This is a genomic window from Arenibacter sp. 6A1 (assembly GCF_012272855.1).
Taxonomy (GTDB): Bacteria; Bacteroidota; Bacteroidia; order Flavobacteriales; family Flavobacteriaceae; genus Arenibacter.
In genome coordinates, this window is the sequence record NZ_JAAXCQ010000010.1 from 73,576 (window position 1) to 92,375 (window position 18,800).

14 protein-coding genes are annotated in these 18,800 nt (G+C 36.7%); 7 read left to right on the forward strand and 7 right to left on the reverse strand.

The genetic code is table 11. The features are described from left to right. Positions 1–75: 75 nt before the first annotated feature. Positions 76–825, forward strand: coding sequence for a M15 family metallopeptidase (locus HCG49_RS10885; protein WP_168469564.1), 750 nt, complete (start codon positions 76–78; stop codon positions 823–825). A 62-nt stretch (positions 826–887) separates the two neighbouring features. Here HCG49_RS10885 and HCG49_RS10890 read toward each other — a convergent pair whose 3' ends face one another. The 5 genes from HCG49_RS10890 to tsaD all read right to left on the reverse strand — a co-directional run bounded on the left by HCG49_RS10890 (position 888) and on the right by tsaD (position 5,739). Further along, complete coding sequence (locus HCG49_RS10890) at positions 888–2,069, reverse strand: THUMP-like domain-containing protein (protein WP_168469565.1); 1,182 nt, start codon at positions 2,067–2,069, stop codon at positions 888–890. A gap of 7 nt (positions 2,070–2,076) precedes the next feature. Further along, positions 2,077–3,165 carry an AI-2E family transporter gene (locus HCG49_RS10895; protein ID WP_168469566.1) on the reverse strand — a complete coding sequence of 363 codons (1,089 nt, stop codon included), beginning with the start codon at positions 3,163–3,165 and terminating at the stop codon, positions 2,077–2,079. A gap of 3 nt (positions 3,166–3,168) precedes the next feature. Then, positions 3,169–3,819 carry a DUF4159 domain-containing protein gene (locus tag HCG49_RS10900; protein WP_168469567.1) on the reverse strand — a complete coding sequence of 217 codons (651 nt, stop codon included), beginning with the start codon at positions 3,817–3,819 and terminating at the stop codon, positions 3,169–3,171. A gap of 84 nt (positions 3,820–3,903) precedes the next feature. Next, positions 3,904–4,608: a 16S rRNA (uracil(1498)-N(3))-methyltransferase gene (locus HCG49_RS10905; RefSeq protein ID WP_168469568.1), complete on the reverse strand. Its 705-nt coding sequence runs from the start codon at positions 4,606–4,608 to the stop codon at positions 3,904–3,906. 108 nt (positions 4,609–4,716) lie between these two features. After that, entirely contained in the window at positions 4,717–5,739 is a 1,023-nt protein-coding gene (gene tsaD, locus HCG49_RS10910) for a tRNA (adenosine(37)-N6)-threonylcarbamoyltransferase complex transferase subunit TsaD (RefSeq protein WP_168469569.1), read from the reverse strand. 87 nt (positions 5,740–5,826) lie between these two features. On the opposite strand from tsaD, the gene HCG49_RS10915 reads away from it, so the two are divergent. The 4 genes from HCG49_RS10915 to HCG49_RS10930 all read left to right on the forward strand — a co-directional run bounded on the left by HCG49_RS10915 (position 5,827) and on the right by HCG49_RS10930 (position 13,302). Continuing rightward, entirely contained in the window at positions 5,827–10,158 is a 4,332-nt protein-coding gene (locus HCG49_RS10915) for a translocation/assembly module TamB domain-containing protein (RefSeq protein ID WP_317167491.1), read from the forward strand. Between the two features lie 194 nt (positions 10,159–10,352). Further along, positions 10,353–11,339, forward strand: coding sequence for a 6-phosphofructokinase (gene pfkA, locus HCG49_RS10920; RefSeq protein WP_168469570.1), 987 nt, complete (start codon positions 10,353–10,355; stop codon positions 11,337–11,339). Between the two features lie 23 nt (positions 11,340–11,362). Beyond that, positions 11,363–12,364 carry a type I glyceraldehyde-3-phosphate dehydrogenase gene (gene gap, locus HCG49_RS10925; protein WP_168469571.1) on the forward strand — a complete coding sequence of 334 codons (1,002 nt, stop codon included), beginning with the start codon at positions 11,363–11,365 and terminating at the stop codon, positions 12,362–12,364. 83 nt (positions 12,365–12,447) lie between these two features. Continuing rightward, a complete protein-coding gene (locus tag HCG49_RS10930) occupies positions 12,448–13,302 on the forward strand; it encodes an N-acetylglucosamine kinase (RefSeq protein WP_168469572.1) in 855 nt (284 codons plus the stop codon). Here the strand turns inward: HCG49_RS10930 and HCG49_RS10935 are convergent. Further along, the gene (locus tag HCG49_RS10935) at positions 13,292–13,672 is read right to left on the reverse strand and encodes a RidA family protein (RefSeq protein ID WP_168469573.1); all 381 of its coding nucleotides are present in this window, start codon (positions 13,670–13,672) and stop codon (positions 13,292–13,294) included. The genes HCG49_RS10930 and HCG49_RS10935 overlap by 11 nt on opposite strands. A 41-nt stretch (positions 13,673–13,713) precedes the next feature. Beyond that, on the reverse strand, positions 13,714–16,422 hold the full coding sequence (locus HCG49_RS10940; RefSeq protein ID WP_168469574.1) for a putative LPS assembly protein LptD: 2,709 nt from the start codon (positions 16,420–16,422) through the stop codon (positions 13,714–13,716). Between the two features lie 130 nt (positions 16,423–16,552). Between HCG49_RS10940 and HCG49_RS10945 the strand changes: the two genes are divergently transcribed. Then, the gene (locus HCG49_RS10945; RefSeq protein ID WP_168469575.1) at positions 16,553–17,776 is read left to right on the forward strand and encodes an N-acetylmuramoyl-L-alanine amidase; all 1,224 of its coding nucleotides are present in this window, start codon (positions 16,553–16,555) and stop codon (positions 17,774–17,776) included. A gap of 56 nt (positions 17,777–17,832) precedes the next feature. After that, positions 17,833–18,798, forward strand: coding sequence for an MlaD family protein (locus HCG49_RS10950; protein WP_168469576.1), 966 nt, complete (start codon positions 17,833–17,835; stop codon positions 18,796–18,798). The last annotated feature ends 2 nt before the right edge of the window (positions 18,799–18,800 follow it).

Sequence of the window (18,800 nt, forward strand, 5' to 3'; positions counted from 1 at the left end):
TGTCAAGAATGGCATGGGAATTGGATTTTTGACAGTATTGTACTATTTTAACTTAGGAATAGTTTTTAATAAATAATGAAGAGTAAAGCGCAAGGGTTTATTAAGGTGCTGGTAGTTGTTTTTATAGGGGTTGTTGCTGGATGTAAGGAAGAGAAAGCGAAAAACGATCTGCCTAATGTGAGCATCCCTATAGAGATTAATCATGATTCTATTGTTGATACCCCAATGGCTAGTCAGGAGTTGGTTGTATCGCCCTATGAAGCTTTGCAATCATTAAACGATACCACATTTGTTAGGCTTGCAGACTACAGCGGAGATTTTGTTTACGATATGCGTTATGCTACCGAAAATAATTTTTTAAAGGCAAAGGTTTATGATTGTGCCGAATGCTATACACGGGTAAAAACTGCAAAAGCCTTGCTGCTCGCAAATGAAGAATTGAAGAAGAAGGGCTTTAAAATAAAATTTTTCGATTGTTATCGTCCTCATGAAGTGCAATTTAAAATGTGGGCCATTGTACCTAATCCGCAATATGTGGCCAATCCTGTCAGAGGTTCCATTCATAACAAAGGTGGAGCGGTAGATATAACCTTGGTTACTTTGGATGGCCAAGAATTGGATATGGGGACCGATTTTGATTTTTTTGGAAAAAGGGCTTATCATGATAACCTAGATTTGCCACAACCAATACTGAATAATAGATTGTTGTTGAAACAAACCATGGAGAAATACGGGTTTTGGTCTATTCGAACCGAATGGTGGCATTATAATCTATCTTCAGGGTCTAACGATGAGATAGCGGATTTTAGATGGGATTGTCCTTAAGGGATAACTCTTGCCTAGGTAAATTCACTATGTATAATATTATATTCGATTTTAAAAGAATACTAAGATGTCTTAGTGCATTGTAATACCACATATTTACCTTCCTTGTCTGTTGTAAAAAAGAGGTACTGTTCCCCACCGTCCTTTATTTTAAATTTCTTCCTAATGTCGGCCACGCTTTGAGGGAAATTTCGGGTGGTAATATTGGCTTTTTTTAATCCTAATTTTTGAATTTCCTTTTTATTAAATGCTAGTGTTTGTTCTATTTTAAATATCCTTCCTGGAAATTCCACCAATGAATTACTAGTGTATAAATGCGAATGTTCGTGTAACTTGTACAAAGAATACTGGTTTCCAACAGATTTGAAAGCCCCGGATTTTAAGATTGCGGAATTAGGTTCGTATAAATATTTAAGAGGGTGTGAGAGACTAGAAAAGGCTAATTTCTCATCCTTAAGTGAAAAATCAAATGACTCTTGGTCGGTCTTATTTAAATTGATGGTCTTAATTAAGATATCATTTTGGTATCCATACTCTAGTACCCAAAGGATTTCCTTTACTTCGTTCTTCACTGAAACGACATGAATTTCCTTTACAAATTGCAATTCGTTGATTCCCGCAGAAAAATCCAAGAGGGGAGAGGTCTTTATTAATACCTGTTTGGTTTTTTTAAAAATCGCATCTAAGTTTTCAGGAACATTAGGTAGGCAATCCGACAATAAAAAAACCTTCCCTTTATGGTCGTCCCTTCGAGAAGGATCTATGTAAATCCAGTCGAAAGGTTCTTCTGAATTTTGGATAAATTGGAGCCCGTCGGTAGCATGAGTTTCAATGTTTTTAAGCGCCATAATCTTAAAATTATGGGTTGTTATTTTTGATAGTTCTTTGTTTAGATCGCAATGATATACCTTGGAAACATTTTGACTAAAATAGTAACTGTCCACGCCAAACCCACCGGTGACATCCAATAGAGACTTCCCCTTTACCAGTTTTGCCTTGTAGTTCGCAGTGGTTTCAGAGGATGTTTGTTCTATATGTATCTTTTTAGGGAAATAAATATTTGGAGAGTTATACCAAATAGGAAGTTTTTCCTTGCATTTGTTTTTTGATTCTATTTGTTGGGCAAGTTCTCGACTGCTGACTTCTTCAAATGGAGAAGGTTTTAGTAATACCGACATAATATCGGTATTCAAATTGGTATTTATAAAGGATTGTACCTTTGGGGTAAGTATATCGTTGTTCAAGGTAGTATTATAAGTTTTTTGTGAGCGATTTTACTATTTTGTTTTCCGCAAAAAATTCCTTTAAAATTACTTTTAAGGCGGTATAACCAGGGACGGCAATGATCATACCGGTAACCCCGAACAGTAAACCTCCAATAATGATCACTAGAAAAATTTCTAAAGGATGCGATTTCACGCTATTGGAAAAAATAAGAGGTTGGGAGAAAAAATTATCAACCAATTGGCCAATAACAAAACCTATCATGACATAAGTGGTTTTAGGTAAAATAACACTGCTAAAATCGCTTCCAACATTGCTGGTCATTGTCAAAACAGCCATGAGTAATCCGCCAATTAAAGGCCCTATGTAGGGGATTAAATTAAGCAAGGCGCACAAAAAAGCAATTACTATGGCATTCTCTATATTAAAAATAAATAAAACGATCGCATAAATTATAAAGAGAATCAAAATTTGAAAAACGAGTCCTACGAAGTAACGGGAGAGTAGGTTTTTAATTTTCTCGATAGAATTTCTAAATCTTCTTTCTTTGGTTTTGGGGATAACTACTAAGAGAGATTCTTCAAAAAGTTTACTGTCCTTTAAAAAGAAAAATGCAATAAATAAGACAGAAAATAGTCCAACACTGAAATTGCCGAGAACGGCAACTAAGGAATTTAGAAAATCAGGAATTACTCCAAAATTTATATTTGTAAACACTTTGGAATTCTTGATGCTTTGTTCAACATCTGTAGAGCTAACACCAAAATACTCTATTAGTTGTTTATAAAGGCTTTCCACATTCAATTGTAGCGTTTCTATATTTAATAGCGACAAATTATGGCCCTGTTGAATTAATAAGGGAATAAACAGTGAAATGATGCCAGCGAGAATACCTATGAGAAATAGCATGGTAATAATTACCGCTATGGTATTGTTAAATTTAAGTCTATTACAGAGGAATATGACTATGGGTCTTCCAATTAATGAGGTTACAGCGGCTATAGTGATATAGATAAGAACCGGACTTATTTTAAATAAAAAAAATAAGAGTAGTGAGATTCCCAATATAACACCAACAGCCCTTAATATGCCTTTAGAAATTGTTTTTGAAGTCATATTTTAATTTTTAAAAACGTAAGATATTATATTAGCACCCATCTGTAGCGCCTGGATGCGAATTTCTTTGGGATCGTTGTGAACTTCGGCATCTTCCCATCCGTCTCCTAGGTCGCTCTCATAGGTGAACAACAGTAGTAATCGGTTTTCATGGAAAATGCCAAATGCCTGTGGACGATTCCCATCGTGTTCATGTATTTTAGGCAAGCCTTTAGGGAAAATGTAAGGTGCAGTAAAAATGGGATGGTCTGCCTCTAGTTCAACTAATTCCTTATCGGGAAACATCTTGTTTAACTCCTTCTTTAAATAAGGTTCCATACCGTAATTGTCATCAATATGTAGAAACCCGCCGGCCATTAAATAGGTCCTTAGATTGTCGGCTTCTTCTGTAGTGAAAAACACGTTTCCATGCCCTGTCATGTGTATGAAAGGATACTGAAAAATGTTTATATCACCTGCTTCTACAACTAAAGGTTTGGGGTTTAGGGTGGTGTTAATATTTTGATTGCAAAAACGGATTAAGTTGGGTAAAGCCGTGGGGTTGGCATACCAATCGCCACCCCCGCCGTATTTTAAAATGGCTATATCTTGGCTTTTTACAAAAGAAATTTGAAGGAATGTAAAGAGCAATAATAATATAGCGCGTTGTGTCATAAAAGCTCGTAGGATTAGTAAAATCAAATTTAAGAATATTCACGAGGAAAAAAACTTAAAATAGGAATATGCCTTTTCTGTTTACTATAGATTTTTAAGAGCGACCGTCGTACAGGCAAAAATGGCTGCCGTTTCTGTACGTAGCCTGGTTCCTCCCAAGGCTACAGGAGCAAAACCATTATCTATAGCCTTTTTTATTTCGATAGTCGAAAAATCTCCTTCCGGACCTATAAGGATGGTAGTTGGCTGTGAAGGTTTTAACGAGCTTAATAATTCAGCTTTATTGTCTTCTTCACAATGGGCTATAAATAAATCTCCATTTTTAGGTAAGGCCATAAATTCTTTAAAAGTGATAGCGCTATTTAATTTGGGGAGATAGGTCTGCAATGATTGTTTCATAGCAGATTGAATGACCTTCTCCATTCGATCTTTCTTAATAACCTTCCTTTCAGAGTGATCACAGATAATAGGGGTTATTTCATGAACCCCAATTTCTGTTGCTTTTTCTAAAAACCATTCAAATCTATCGTTTAGTTTTGTTGGAGCAACCACCATATGTAATAAGTATGATTTAGGTGGTTTTAGGGTTGTAGTAATGATTTCGGCGGTACATTTTTTATGATCCGGATTCAGAATTTTAGCTTCGAACCAATACCCCTTTCCATTGGTTATTTGTAAGATCTCCCCCGTCTTTTTTCGCAAAACCTTAGCGATATGTTTACTTTCCTCAGTATCGAAAACGAATTGAATATCTCCTTGGTTAATATTGGGGTTATAAAAAAGTTGCATAATAAATTATAGTTTATTTGATGTTTTTACCGGGGCAACATGCTTGGCCTGACCGCCAATTATTAATAATTATAGCGTGCCCGTTGTTATGTGGGTATCATCGTAAAATTAAAGGATGTATCTGGCCTTGGCTGTAACACTCTGGTCTGAAAATTCGGTTTCCATATATTTCAGATACCCTACAATTCCGATCATGGCTGCATTGTCGGTGCAAAATTCGAATTTAGGAATATAGGCGGTCCAGCCATGTTTTATTTCCGCTTCTTCCAAAGCCTTTCTAATCCCCGAGTTGGCAGATACCCCTCCGCCGATGGCGATTTGTTTTATTCCTGTTTGCTTAACGGCCTTTTTTAATTTGTCCATTAAAATGTTAATAATGGTATATTGAATGGAGGCGCAAATGTCGTTTAAATTTTCCGTGATAAAATTGGGGTTTTTGGCAGTTTCCCTTTGGATAAAATACAGGATGCTGGTTTTTAATCCACTAAAACTAAAATTGAGTCCTTCGACCTTTGGTTTTGGAAATGGAAACGCCTTGGGGTTGCCTAATTGTGCGTATTTGTCTATCAATGGGCCGCCAGGGTATGGCAATCCCAATATTTTGGCGCTTTTGTCATAGGCTTCTCCTGCGGCATCGTCCAAAGATTCGCCAATTACTTCCATTTTAAAATAATTTTCTACCAAAACAACCTGTGTATGTCCACCGCTTATGGTCATTGCTAAAAAGGGGAATTTTGGAGTTTTGTGGGTGTCATCCTCAATAAAATGCGATAAAATATGTGCTTGCATATGATTTACCTCAATTAATGGAATGTTCAGTCCTAAGGAAAGGGATTTTGCAAAGGAAGTTCCAACCAATAAAGAACCCATAAGTCCTGGTCCGCGCGTAAAAGCTATGGCAGATAACTGATTTTTATCGATATTTGCCTTAGCTAATGCTTGATGTACAACAGGAACAATATTTTGTTGGTGGGCTCTCGAGGCAAGTTCTGGAACCACCCCTCCGTATTCCTCATGTATTTTTTGAGTAGCCACAATATTGCTAAGGGCTTTTTTGTTACATAATACCGCAGCTGAGGTATCATCACAGGAAGATTCTATGGCAAGAATATAAATATTTTTATTTTCCATTCGGTTTGGAATAAAAGTTGAACGTACAAAGGTAAAACATAAAGCCCTATCAAAAAATTAAGAAAAATTGTAGTCCGAGTACTTTTAGTGCTCCTTCTTATTTGTGTTTTGGTCACCATGGTGCTTTCTATGCCTTTCGTGCAGACCTCCTTTGCCCGATATGCCGCCAATGAGATCAATTCAGAATTTGGCACTAACATCCATATAGACAAGTTAAAAGTGTCCCTGATTACATGGGATACCTCTTTGAAAGGAGTTTTTGTTGAAGACTATAAGAAAGATACTTTATTTTATATAGATCACCTGAGTACTTCTATCCTAAATGTTCCAAATCTGGTCAAAGGAAAATTGCAATTAGGAGATATAGCAATTGAACGCCTTAACTTTAAATTAAAGACCTATAAGGATGAGAAGAATTCTAATTTAGAGGTTTTTATTGATAAACTAGATGATAAGAAACCCCGAAAACCGGGTACGCCACCATTTTTTTTCTCTTCTGCCGACGTAGAGATATCTGATAGTAAATTTCAGCTTCTTGATGAAAATAAAGAGAATACTGAAATGTTGAATTTTAGAGATTTAAATATTTCGGCCACGGATTTCCAAATCTTAGGACCCGATGTTGTATCGAATATTCGCGGTATGTCTTTTATAAGCGAGAGAGGGGTCGAGGTGAAAAAAATGGTCACTAAATTTAAATATACCAAACAACAAATGCGCTTTGATGCTTTAAGCATCGATACTCCAGAATCACATTTGTCGGGGAGTTTAGTGTTCGATTATGAACGAAAGGACTTTGTCGATTTTATTAATAAAGTAAACATAACTGCGAAGTTTGTTGAATCTACAGTTGCATTGGACGAGGTGAACCTTCTTTATGACCAATTTGGTAGCGGTAAAAAAGTGTTGTTTTCTTCCCGGATAAATGGTGTCCTAAACGACCTGAATACCTATGACCTCTTCCTTAACATGGAGGATACTGGTATTCGTGGCGACTTTAATTTTAAGAATTTATTTAATAAAGAAGGTGGTTTTGCTCTAACGGCAGAAATGAAGAACGTAACTTCAAATTATTACGAGCTAAGGGCTTTGATGCCTAATGTTTTAGGAGAGGTTTTGCCCTCCTCAATTCAAAAATTAGGGCAGTTTACAGTTAGGGGAGATGCTGTTATTACAGAGTCTTCTATAATATCAAAGGCTAATATCAATACCCTTATTGGTAGTAGTTATGTAGATTTGGAACTAACCGATATCAATGATATCGACAACGCCTCTTACAAAGGTTTTGTCTCCTTAATAGATTTTGATTTGGGAGATTTGTTGGAGACCAAAAAAGTAGGATTAACAACCCTCGATTTTAATGTAGAAGGTAAGGGCTTTATAAAAGAAAATTTAAATACAGAAGTCATTGGGGAAGTGTATTCACTTGGGTTTAATGGCTATAAATACAAGAAACTTAAGGTTTCGGGAGTCTTAAAGGAACAGTTGTTTGATGGTACTTTGCTGAGCAATGACGAAAATGCAAAGTTTAGTTTTAAAGGGCTGGCAGATTTTGGGGAAGGAAGAAGTAATTTAAATTTTATTGCTTCGGTAGATTATGCCAATTTAAAAAATCTAAAGATCATTGACGATAGTATTTCGGTGTTTAAGGGAGATGTCAATATGGACATTAGCGGAAATACTTTGGATAATCTGGTTGGGGATATCAAATTTTCAAAAACCAATTATCAGAATAAAAACGACACCTATTACTTCGAAGATTTTAAAATTTCATCAACTTTTGAGAATGATAGCACTCGAGTTATTACCATCAATTCGCCAGACATTATTACAGGTTACCTGAAAGGATTTTTTAAAGTAAAAGAATTGGGGAGATTGATGCAAAATTCCATAGGGAGTATCTATACCAATTATCGACCGTTTAAAATTTCTAAACAACAAAGACTGTCTTTTAATTTTAAGATTTATAATAAGATAGTCGATGTGTTTTTTCCCGAGGTGAAATTTGATCCAAACACATTTATAAAAGGGAATATAATTGCGGATGAAGGCGATTTTAAGCTGAACTTTAAGTCGCCTAGTATTATAGCGTTTAATAATGAGTTAGATAGCATAGATATTAAGATTGACAATAAGAACCCTTTGTTTAATACCTATGTTTCTGTGGGGAATTTGGAAACTCCGTATTATGACGTAAACAACTTTAGCCTTATCAATACCACCTTAAAGGATACCCTATTTTTTAGAACGGAATTTCATGGGGGAAGTGGTTTTCATGATAGTTATAATATTAATTTTTATCACACTTTCAATAAAGGGAACAAATCGGTTATAGGATTAAAAACTTCCGATATTAGTTTTAAAGGAAATACTTGGATTCTGAACAAAGAAGGAGATAACAAAAACAAGGTTATCTTAAACAAAACCTTGGATTCTATAACGATAGAAGAAATCGTTATGAACAACGGGGACCATGAGCAAATTAGGCTTAAAGGGCAATTGGCAGATTCTACCTTTAAGGATATTGAATTGCGTTTTAATCAAGTTTCTTTAGCAAAGATTACTCCAGCTATTGATAGTTTAAAGCTTCATGGAGAGGTCAATGGGACCTTAAATGTGTTGCAAAGGGATAATGTGTATTTGCCGTCTTCGAATCTTAATATTAAAAAATTTGGCATTAATAATATACCCTTGGGAGATTTGTCCCTTGGTATTGTCGGGAATAGGGATTTGACAAATTTTGTGGTCAATTCAGCCTTGATTGATAGGGGGATCGAAAAGCTTAGTGTGGTGGGTAATATCTTAAATCAGAAAGATATGCCACAGGCAAACCTTATTGCTAATTTTCAAGATTTTAATCTAGAGCCATTTAGTCCGCTTGGGGAAGGGGTAATTACCAATATACGTGGATTGCTATCGGGAAGTGCTCAGTTGAAAGGAGATATCAATAATCCGGACATGAAGGGAAATCTCGCTCTTAACGACGCGGGGATAGCGGTTCCATATTTACAAGTTGATTATAGTTTTGGGCCCTATTCAAGAGTAAAATTATCAGGGCAGACTTTTAACTTTCAACAAATTCAGCTCACCGATATAGCAATGAATACAAAGGCTGTTTTAGATGGAACGATTACTCATAATCTTTTTAAAGACTGGGTATTAGATTTAAATGTAGACACCAGAAGCAATCGTTTCCTAATTTTAAATACTCCCTTCGAAGAAGAGGTTTTGTATTATGGGATGGGGTATTTAAGGGGTAAAGGACGAATATTTGGTCCTACAAATGCTTTGACAATTAATGTAGATGGGGAAACCGCGAGAGGAACTTCATTAAAAATTCCGATAAGCGATGTCGCTAGTATAGGGGATTTTTCCTTTATCAACTTTGTAAGTAATAAGGGCGAAATACCCGATGATGAAAAACGCAAGCTTAAGGAATATGAAGGGCTAGAATTAGCATTTAACCTGGATGTTACCCCGGAGGCCGAGGTAGAGATTGTCGTAGACCCAAAGACAGGTAGTTCTTTAAAAGGTACTGGGGTGGGAATTTTGTTTATAGAGATCAATACCAAGGGCAAATTTAATATGTATGGCGATTTTGTTGTGGTGACAGGCGAATTTCATTATAAGTTTGGAGGGGTTATAGATAAAACTTTCAAGGTTAAACCAGATGGAAGGATTACTTGGGAGCGCGATCCTTTGGCTGCTCGTTTAGATATGGAAGCTGTTTATTCTTTAAATGCCAATCCTGCGCCGCTTTTAGATAATCCTGGCTATACCAGGCGGATACCTACAGATGTAGTAGTTCGCTTGACCGGGGAGCTAGAAAGTCCTATCATCGATTGGAGAATCGATTTTCCGGGTACCAATTCTATTGTAAAATCAGAGTTGGAATATCGCCTACAGGATCCTACTATTGCAGAAAGAAATGCCTTGTTCTTGTTGGCTCAAGGTTCTTTTGTCAATGAAGGTACCGGAATCAATCAACAGGCCGTTACGGGAAACTTATTGCAATCGGCCTCCGGACTGCTTAATTCAGTGTTGTCTGGAGAAAATGATAAGTTGAATTTAGGATTGTCATATGAACAAGGAATTCTAGACCGAAATACCGATATACAGACCGAAAATAGGATTGGAGTAACCTTGTCTACTCAAATAAGCGATAGAGTGTTGCTAAATGGTAGGGTAGGAGTACCTGTTGGTGGGGTGTCGGAAACAGTAGTAGCTGGCGATGTAGAAGTACAAATTCTATTAAATGAAGAAGGAACGTTAAGCGCTAAGATCTTTAATAGAGAAAATGAAATTCAACAATTCCTGGCCGACCGACAAGGATATACCCAAGGAATCGGGCTTTCTTATCAAGTAGATTTTGATAGTTTTAAGGCTTTGTTGTTAAAAATATTGGGGAGAAAAGAATAAGCTGCGTTATATTGTTAAAGCTATAAAAGTAGGAGTGCTTGTGATTTATTTTTGTTATATTCTGACTAAGAATCTAACAATTTGGAGTAAATAATTTATCTAAAACGTTATAGTGGCTCCCCGGGCTCAAATTAAATCCAAAGTCAATCATTAATTAAAATAAGTTTGCTAGTTTTGTTTTTTTAAAAATTTTCATGAGCTCAACAATAAAGAAAATAGGTGTTTTTACATCAGGAGGAGACTCCCCGGGAATGAATGCTGCAATTAGAGCAGTAGTGAGGACTTGTGCATATTTAAAAGTAGAATGTGTAGGTATCTATAGAGGCTACGAAGGAATGATGGAATCTGACTTTAAGGTAATGGATGCGCGTAGCGTAAACAATATTATCAATAAAGGAGGTACAATCCTGAAGTCTGCTCGTTGTTTGCCTTTTAGAACCAAGGAAGGACGTCAATTGGCCTATGATAATTTAGTGAAGGCAGGTATTGATGCTTTTGTGGTTATTGGAGGTGACGGTAGTTTTACTGGTGCAATGACCTTTAACGAAGAGTTCAATTTTCCAGTGATTGGAATTCCTGGTACCATTGATAACGATATTTTTGGAACTACCTATACTTTGGGGTTTGATACTGCATTGAATACCGCAGTAGAATGTATCGATAAAATAAGGGATACGGCCAGTTCTCATAATCGCTTGTTCTTTGTAGAAGTAATGGGACGCGATGTCGGACATATTGCTTTAAATGCAGGGGTTGGAGCAGGAGCAGAAGAGATTTTGATTCCTGAAGAAAATTTAGGGCTAGACCGCTTGGTAGAATCCTTGAGACGCAGTAGGCTATCCGGAAAGTCCTCTAGTATCGTAGTGGTTGCTGAAGGCGATAAAACAGGGAAAAATGTTTTTGAACTAAAAGAATATGTAGAAGAGCATCTTCCCGATTACGACGTGCGAGTATCTGTTCTAGGACATATGCAGCGTGGAGGCTCGCCATCTTGTTTCGACAGGGTGTTGGCTAGTAGAATGGGAGTAAGGGCAGTGGAAGCCTTGTTAGAAGGAAAAACAAACCTAATGGTGGGGGTTCAGGATAATAAAATTACCTTGACACCAATCAGCAAGGCGATAAAAGGACATACAAAAATTGATAAGGAACTTATAAGGGTTTCCGATATCATGTCAACATAATTTTAATCATAATAAACATAGAAATGTCAAATTTGAAAATAGGTATTAACGGTTTTGGTAGAATAGGTAGATTAGTATTTAGAGCTACTGTTAAAAGAGAAAATGTTGATGTTGTAGCGATAAACGATTTATTAGATGTTGAGCATCTTGCTTATTTGCTAGAATATGATTCTGTACACGGAAAATTTGATGGTACAGTTGAAGTAAAAGATGGTAACTTGGTAGTAAACGGTAAAACCGTTAGAATTACTGCAGAAAGAGACCCGAAAAACTTAAAATGGGATGCAGTAGGTGTTGATGTAGTTGCTGAATGTACTGGTATTTTTACTACTTTGGAATCTGCTCAGTCTCACATTGACGGTGGTGCTAAAAAGGTAGTTATCTCTGCTCCATCTAGCAATGCGCCAATGTTTGTAATGGGTGTTAACCATAAAGATGTTAAAGCAAGCGACAAAATCGTTTCTAACGCATCTTGTACTACAAACTGTTTGGCTCCTTTGGCTAAAGTATTAAATGATAGCTTTGGTATTGAAGAGGCCTTAATGACGACTGTTCACGCCACTACTGCTACTCAAATGACTGTAGATGGTCCTTCTAGAAAAGACTGGAGAGGTGGTAGAAGTGCTTTATTGAACATTATACCTGCTTCTACTGGTGCTGCTAAAGCGGTAACTAAAGTAATTCCTGCATTGGAAGGGAAGTTGACAGGAATGGCATTAAGAGTTCCTACAGCGGACGTTTCTGTAGTAGATTTAACAGTTCGTTTAGAGAAGGAGACTTCTTATGAAGAAATTAAAAAAGCGTTTAAAGCTGCTTCTGAAGGAGAATTGAAAGGTGTTTTAGGATATACAGAAGAGGCAGTAGTTTCTCAAGACTTTATTGGAGATGCAAGAACTAGTATCTTTGATGCTGGTGCAGGTATCGAATTGAATTCTAAATTTTTCAAAATTATTTCTTGGTACGATAACGAGGCTGGATATTCCAACAAATTGGTTGATTTAGCGCAATACATCCAGGAATTATAGGATAATGCTTCTAATATAAAGTTTCCTGAAGGTGAACAATATCTTTGTTTGTTTTCAGGATTCTTTTTTAATACACATACGTTATGATATTGATTGTTGATAGTGGTGCTACAAAATCTGATTGGATAGCCTTGGATGAAAAGGGAAACCAATTGTTTTTTACCCAAACATTAGGGTTGAGTCCAGAAGTGTTAACCCGTCCTGTTATAGAAGATAGATTGGCTAATAATTTTGAACTTTCCCAAAATCGAGAAATTGTTACCCATTTGTTTTTTTATGGCGCTGGTTGTGGAACTGATCGAATGAGAGTGTTTTTGACCAGTATCTTTAATGAGTTTTTTCCCAATGCTAAAGCTGAGGTAAAAGAAGATACCTACGCGGCTATTTATGCTACGACTAAAATAGGAGATCAAAGTATTGTTTGTATCCTAGGAACTGGTTCTAATTGTAGTTATTACGATGGGAATGAGGTGCATCAGAAAGTAGCTTCCTTGGGGTATATTCCTATGGATGATGGTAGTGGAAACTTTTTTGGTAGAAAATTAATAAGAGATTATTATTTCAATAAAATTCCAAAAGACCTAAGTTTGAAATTCGAACAAGAATACAACTTAGAGGCCGATGTTATAAAAGAGAACTTATATAAGCAGCCTAATCCCAATACCTATTTGGCGACCTTTGCTAGGTTTATTGTAGAAAATAAAGAACATCCTTATTGTAAAGGTGTCATTCATAAAGGTTTTCAGCAGTTTGTAAACAACTACATTATGCAATTCGATCTTGCTACCAAGGTGCCTGTAAGTTTCGTAGGAAGTATAGCGTACTACCTTCGAGAAGAATTAGCCACCGTGATAGAAAGAAACGATTTGATATTAGGAGTAATTCGTCAAAGGCCTATAGATGGCTTGGTTGAATTTCATAGGAGTGCTATTGTATAGCAATCATTGAAATTTCTACATTGACAAATTTAGGAAGGTTGGCCACTTCCACGGTTTCTCTGGCCGGTGCCGTTTCAGCATCAAAATAGGCGCCATATACATCGTTTATCTGAGAAAATTGATGCATATCTTTTACAAAAATAGACGACTTAACAACATTTTCAAAAGTCATTCCTGCTTCGGTAAGAATGGCTTTTAAGTTTTTCATACATTGCTCCGTTTCAGTTTTAATATCTCCAGAGATCAATTCGCCCGTTTTTGGGTCTAGTGCAATTTGGCCCGATATATATAAGGTGCTGCCGGCTAATATAGCCTGATTGTAAGGTCCGATAGGTGCAGGAGCGTTTACAGTAGTAATTATCTTTTTCATCTTGTTCAGGGTTTAAAAATACTTGATTAACTTCTATGTAATTATCTTCTTCTAGTGGGTTGGCTTCTGTTTTCCCACTTAAGATCTTTTAAGATAGAACTCTTTATTCCAATAAAGAAATACCAGCGCTGGTACGTACCGAATGGAGTCCAGTTAAAGTTCATTCTAAAACTTTTTAGGTCTCTTTCGAATCGGAGTTGCGTAAGGGTGAAGCCTTGGTTTTTAAAATCGTAACCAGAAGAGCCTCCTACTTTCCATCTAGGAGAAAGTTGTATATTCCCTGAAAACATTAGGGCGTGGCTACCAATGGCATCCTGACGATTTGAGTTGGTGTAGTTAACCGCATAGGATAATCGAAGGTCCCATGGTAATTTTGTGCCGAAAAAGGGATTTTCAACATCTTCACTATCCATAGCATCCCGATCCGAAGGACGGTTTTCATTAAAATCGTTCGCGCGACCAAAAAGATCATCATCTCTACCACCACTGGAAGCAACATAATCATATTCGTCTTTATCTTCTTCTTCCTGTTCTTTTTTGCCAAAAGACTTACTGCTTAATGAGTAGCTTATATTGGCCCTGGCCGATGTTAGTCTAAAAAGACTTCCGCCGTTATCTATATTAAAAGTATTTATTCTGGTTCCTTTATTGTCTATGGCGTAGGGGTCTAAGCTTGCGCCAAAGTTAATCGCCATTTTATTGTTAAGGATGTTTGTTCCTCCATTGACGTTTAAAGGGCTTAGCTTTAAAGAGTCGGCTTCAAAATTATAACCAGCGGATAAATTTAAATTACTCAATAATGATATCTTTTTGGGCTCGGTGGCTGTAGAGTCTTTGGAGCGTACCTTGGCTTCTAATTGATTCCCTAAGGAGAAACTCATGGAGTTAGACTTGTTTAGTCCAGGAGCGCCGTTTAATGTGCCTTCAAATCTGCTGTATAGTTCTTCTTCATTGTTAGCGCCGATATAGCTATCGTAAAATTGCTCAAAAGAAGGGGCATAACCATAGCTTAAGGATGGTCGCATGACATGGCGTATGGCCTGAATTTTTTTGTCCTCTCCAAAGTTAAAGGTCCCATATAAGGTTGTCCCTATACTGGTGCTAAAATTGTATTTATTATATCGGTCAAAACCATTTATGGTGTCAGTTATAACCTCTCTCCTGCTGTCTGGGTCGTATCCTCTGCGGTATGTTTCAATGGCCCAAACATCCTCATAAGAACCACCTACACTAACGCTAAAGTGTTTGGCTACCTTAAAGTTGGTGCTCAGGGGAATGGTGTGTCTTGCTCCAAATTTAGAGTCTTTAAACATTCGACTGGTTAAAAAGTCGTCTTCTGTGGTCGAGATGCTGTTACGAGCATTTAGATTGTATTGGAAATTAATATTTTCAAATAGACCTTTTTTAATTCCTTCTTTAGGGGCAAATGGAAAAATACGCTCCATGCTTCCTTGAAAAGTCGGAAGGGTAACATCGACATTGCCAGTATTGGTGTTTTGGTTGTGCGTGGCCGTTAAACTAACATTTACGGAAGGATATTCCGGAAAAGTCTTAGAGTATGAGATAGAAGAAGACAAGTTGTTGACTTGGGTGTTTGGTAAATTCTGTTGTAATAAAGAATTTCTATAATACGAACTACTACCTAAGTTTACAGAGGCTTGAAATCTGGAATTCGGATTGTTTTTAGGGTCTTGGGAATGTGATATTTGAATGTTGTAAATTGTATTTCTACTATAATCGCTAAATCCTTTTTGGCTGTTAACTAAGTTTTCGTACCTAAAATTCACGTTCCCTCGGTACTTATATCGTTTGGTGTAAATAGACTGGGTTCTAAGGCCATAACTACCGTTGGTATATAGATCCCCGGTCAAGGTCAAATCTGCATAGTCGTTTATAGGGATGTAATATCCTCCGTTTTGAAGAAAGTAACCACGGTTAGGATCGCTTCCAAAAGTAGGCATCATTAAGCCTGCTGTTCTTCCAACAGTAAGTGGGAAATAAGCAAAAGGAAGGGCTATTGGTGTAGGTACATCGGCAATATATAGGTTGCTAAAGCCTGCGATAACCTTCTTTTTGGGAACGAATTTCGCTTTTTTAATACGTATATAGTAGTCTGGGTTGACGGTATCTTTAGAAGTGGTTAATTTTCCTTCACTTAAAAAATAAACAGAATCGTTTTCTTTTTTGGTGATCTGGGCATACACCTTCATTGCATCGCTACCTAACTGACCTAATCCAGCTTGTTGTTCAGTTCTAGAATTCCATATAATAGCCTTCTGTGTGTCAAAATTGAATCGTATAGAATCGGGGATTACAATATTGTTTCCTTGTTTAAAGTAGGGAAGCTGGGAGTAATTTCCCAGGGAGTCTTTTATTCGGCCGGCGTACACCTCATTTTTTACGTAATCCATAATAATTACGCCAGCTTTTAGTTCAGTGTCTTGGTAATATAATTCGGCTTCGTTGTAAAGATATATTTTCTGATTTTTTTTACTCATCTTTACATAGTCCTTGGCCTTGTATTTGATGTTGTCTAATAGTAATGGCTTTTTCGCATTAACGGAATCTAATTGAGTAGAATCTCTTAAAACGGAATCTTGTGCTATAGGCGGCGGAAAGAGTGGCGCTACAATTGTGTCTCTAACGGCAGTTATGGGTAATTGCTTAATTTGGTCCTCTTGTGCTGAAGACGATAGGGCTCCAAATAATAGGAGGAATAGGAAAAGTATATGTTGGTTATTTGATTGCAAAGCTATATGTCCTATTTTTGTAGCGATTGGGCTGTATTTTGGGTTCAAACTTACATATATTTTTTGTTCCGTCTGTAGCCGATTACAATAAATTTAATTATAAAAAAAACATCTAATCATAACTTATTATATGCGTCTAAAACGATTTTATCTTATCCCTTTAGTGATTTTAGTCTTTTTGCAAAGCTCGTTTGGCAAAAATAATACAAATGTCGATAATGACGAGAAATTTGTTGTTGTATTGGATGCCGGCCATGGAGGGCACGATCCTGGGAATATGGGGAACGGTTACCTAGAAAAAAATATTGCCCTTAAAATAGTTTTGAAAGTCGGAGCCTTGTTGGAAAGGAATCCGAACATAAAAGTTATTTATACTCGGAAGGATGATACTTTTGTGGATTTATACCGGCGAGGAGAAATAGCCAATAAAGCCAATGCGGATCTGTTTGTTTCTGTACATTGCGATTCCCATAACTCCGATGCCCATGGAGCTGGTACTTTTGTATTAGGATTGCACGCCAATAAGCAAAACTTTGACATAGCCAAGAAAGAGAACTCCGTGATATACTTAGAAGATAACTATGAAAGTAGATACGCGGCCTATAATATTAATTCTCCAGAGTCTGTTATAGGACTAACTATTATGCAAGAGGAGTTTTTAGATCAAAGTATAAGATTGGCCAAATTAATGCAGGATAATTTCGCTGGAAGACTAAAAAGAAACGATAGAAAAGTGAAACAAGCAGGGTTTATTGTATTGCACCAAACGTTTATGCCTAGTGTATTGGTGGAAACAGGTTTTTTGACCAATAAGAACGAAGGTGCGTACTTGAATTCTAGTAGGGGGCATAATGAAATGGCGAGTGCTATTGCCGATGCTATTTTAAGTTATAAAGGAGAAGTCGTTGTAAATAGTGATATTGCTCAAAATATACCCGAGACTCCAGATTCTAAGAATTCAGCAGAGGAAAAGAATATGGATCTAGCTTTAAATTCCTCAGACGAGCAAAAGTATGCCATACCTAATAATACCGGTGCCCGTGAAAAAGTAGCCGAGAAGACCATAGGAAAACGTTCTGCTAATAAAACTAACATAGTGTTTAAAGTGCAGATTTTGGCCAGTTCTAAGAATTTATCCTTGAAATCAGAAAATTTTAAAGGATTAAACTCACTGTCCAAGGAATCTTATAAAAATCTTTATCGATATATGTATGGGAATACAGGTTCCCATTCTCAAGCTAAGGAGCTGAAGTCGAATGCTGATGCTAAGGGGTATACGTCATCATATATTGTGGCTTATAAGGACGGGAAGCGGATCTCCGAAGCAGAGGCCCTTAAATACGTTTCGGAATAATAGCAGGTCTTCTAAAAATTATTTCTAATTTTGTTAGTAATTGAAAAATAAATCTTTTGAAAATATCTAGAGAAGTCAAAACAGGTATTATCGTTCTAGGCGGGATACTTTTGTTCATTTTAGGTTTTAGTTACCTGAAATCGACCCCAATTTTTGATAATAGTAAAACATTCTATGCGGTGTATAGTCATGTTGGCGGATTGCAATCGGGCACCCAAGTGACTATTAACGGGTTTACCGTGGGAAAAGTAAATGATATTAGGTTTAAGGACAATTCCGGAAAACTTTTGGTGACTTTTACAGTGAACAACGATTTTTCCTTTTCCAAAAACAGTACCGCCGAGCTGTACGATACTGGTATTATAGGGGGGAAAGGTATACAGATTAAACCTGTTTTTGATGGTGCTCCAATGGCCAAATCCGGAGATACACTGACGTCTAATTCTAAACCTGGATTGACAGATATGTTACAACAACGCCTGGCGCCATTGCAATTGAAAATTGAAGGAGCTGTTTCTAATGCAGATTCCTTACTGATGAATATAAACGAGGTCTTGGATACCAAAGCTAAAACAGACTTAAAAGAGAGTATTAGCGGATTAAATGCTATGGTTAAAAGTTTTCAAGGAAGTGCCAACACCCTTAATTCACTTTTAACCAATAACAAAGGCAATTTGGACAATTCCATCAATAACCTAAATAACATTACTACTAATTTTAGTAAAATATCCGATTCGTTGGCCAATGCAGGGTTGACAGAAACTTTTAAGGGTCTACAATCTACCATTAATAATTTAGATCAAATGTTAGCTAAATTAGATAACGGAGAAGGGTCCTTAGGGAAATTGGTAAACGATAAAGCCTTATATAATAATTTAACAGAAGCCTCAAAGGAACTGGATTTGCTTTTACAAGATTTTCGTTTGAATCCTAAGCGATATGTAAATGTATCCGTTTTTGGAAAAAAGCAAACAGAGTACACTCTTCCTAGTGACGATCCGGCAGAAAAAACAGAACAATAAGC

What these genes read in the sequence shown, in the direction of transcription:
- pfkA (WP_168469570.1), top strand. Translation starts at nt 10,353, where the DNA reads ATGAGCTCAACAATAAAGAAAATAGGTGTTTTTACATCAGGAGGAGAC.
- HCG49_RS10935 (WP_168469573.1), bottom strand. Translation starts at nt 13,672, where the DNA reads ATGAAAAAGATAATTACTACTGTAAACGCTCCTGCACCTATCGGACCT.
- HCG49_RS10900 (WP_168469567.1), bottom strand. Translation starts at nt 3,819, where the DNA reads ATGACACAACGCGCTATATTATTATTGCTCTTTACATTCCTTCAAATT.
- HCG49_RS10885 (WP_168469564.1), top strand. Translation starts at nt 76, where the DNA reads ATGAAGAGTAAAGCGCAAGGGTTTATTAAGGTGCTGGTAGTTGTTTTT.
- HCG49_RS10905 (WP_168469568.1), bottom strand. Translation starts at nt 4,608, where the DNA reads ATGCAACTTTTTTATAACCCCAATATTAACCAAGGAGATATTCAATTC.
- gap (WP_168469571.1), top strand. Translation starts at nt 11,363, where the DNA reads ATGTCAAATTTGAAAATAGGTATTAACGGTTTTGGTAGAATAGGTAGA.
- HCG49_RS10930 (WP_168469572.1), top strand. Translation starts at nt 12,448, where the DNA reads ATGATATTGATTGTTGATAGTGGTGCTACAAAATCTGATTGGATAGCC.
- tsaD (WP_168469569.1), bottom strand. Translation starts at nt 5,739, where the DNA reads ATGGAAAATAAAAATATTTATATTCTTGCCATAGAATCTTCCTGTGAT.
- HCG49_RS10895 (WP_168469566.1), bottom strand. Translation starts at nt 3,165, where the DNA reads ATGACTTCAAAAACAATTTCTAAAGGCATATTAAGGGCTGTTGGTGTT.
- HCG49_RS10945 (WP_168469575.1), top strand. Translation starts at nt 16,553, where the DNA reads ATGCGTCTAAAACGATTTTATCTTATCCCTTTAGTGATTTTAGTCTTT.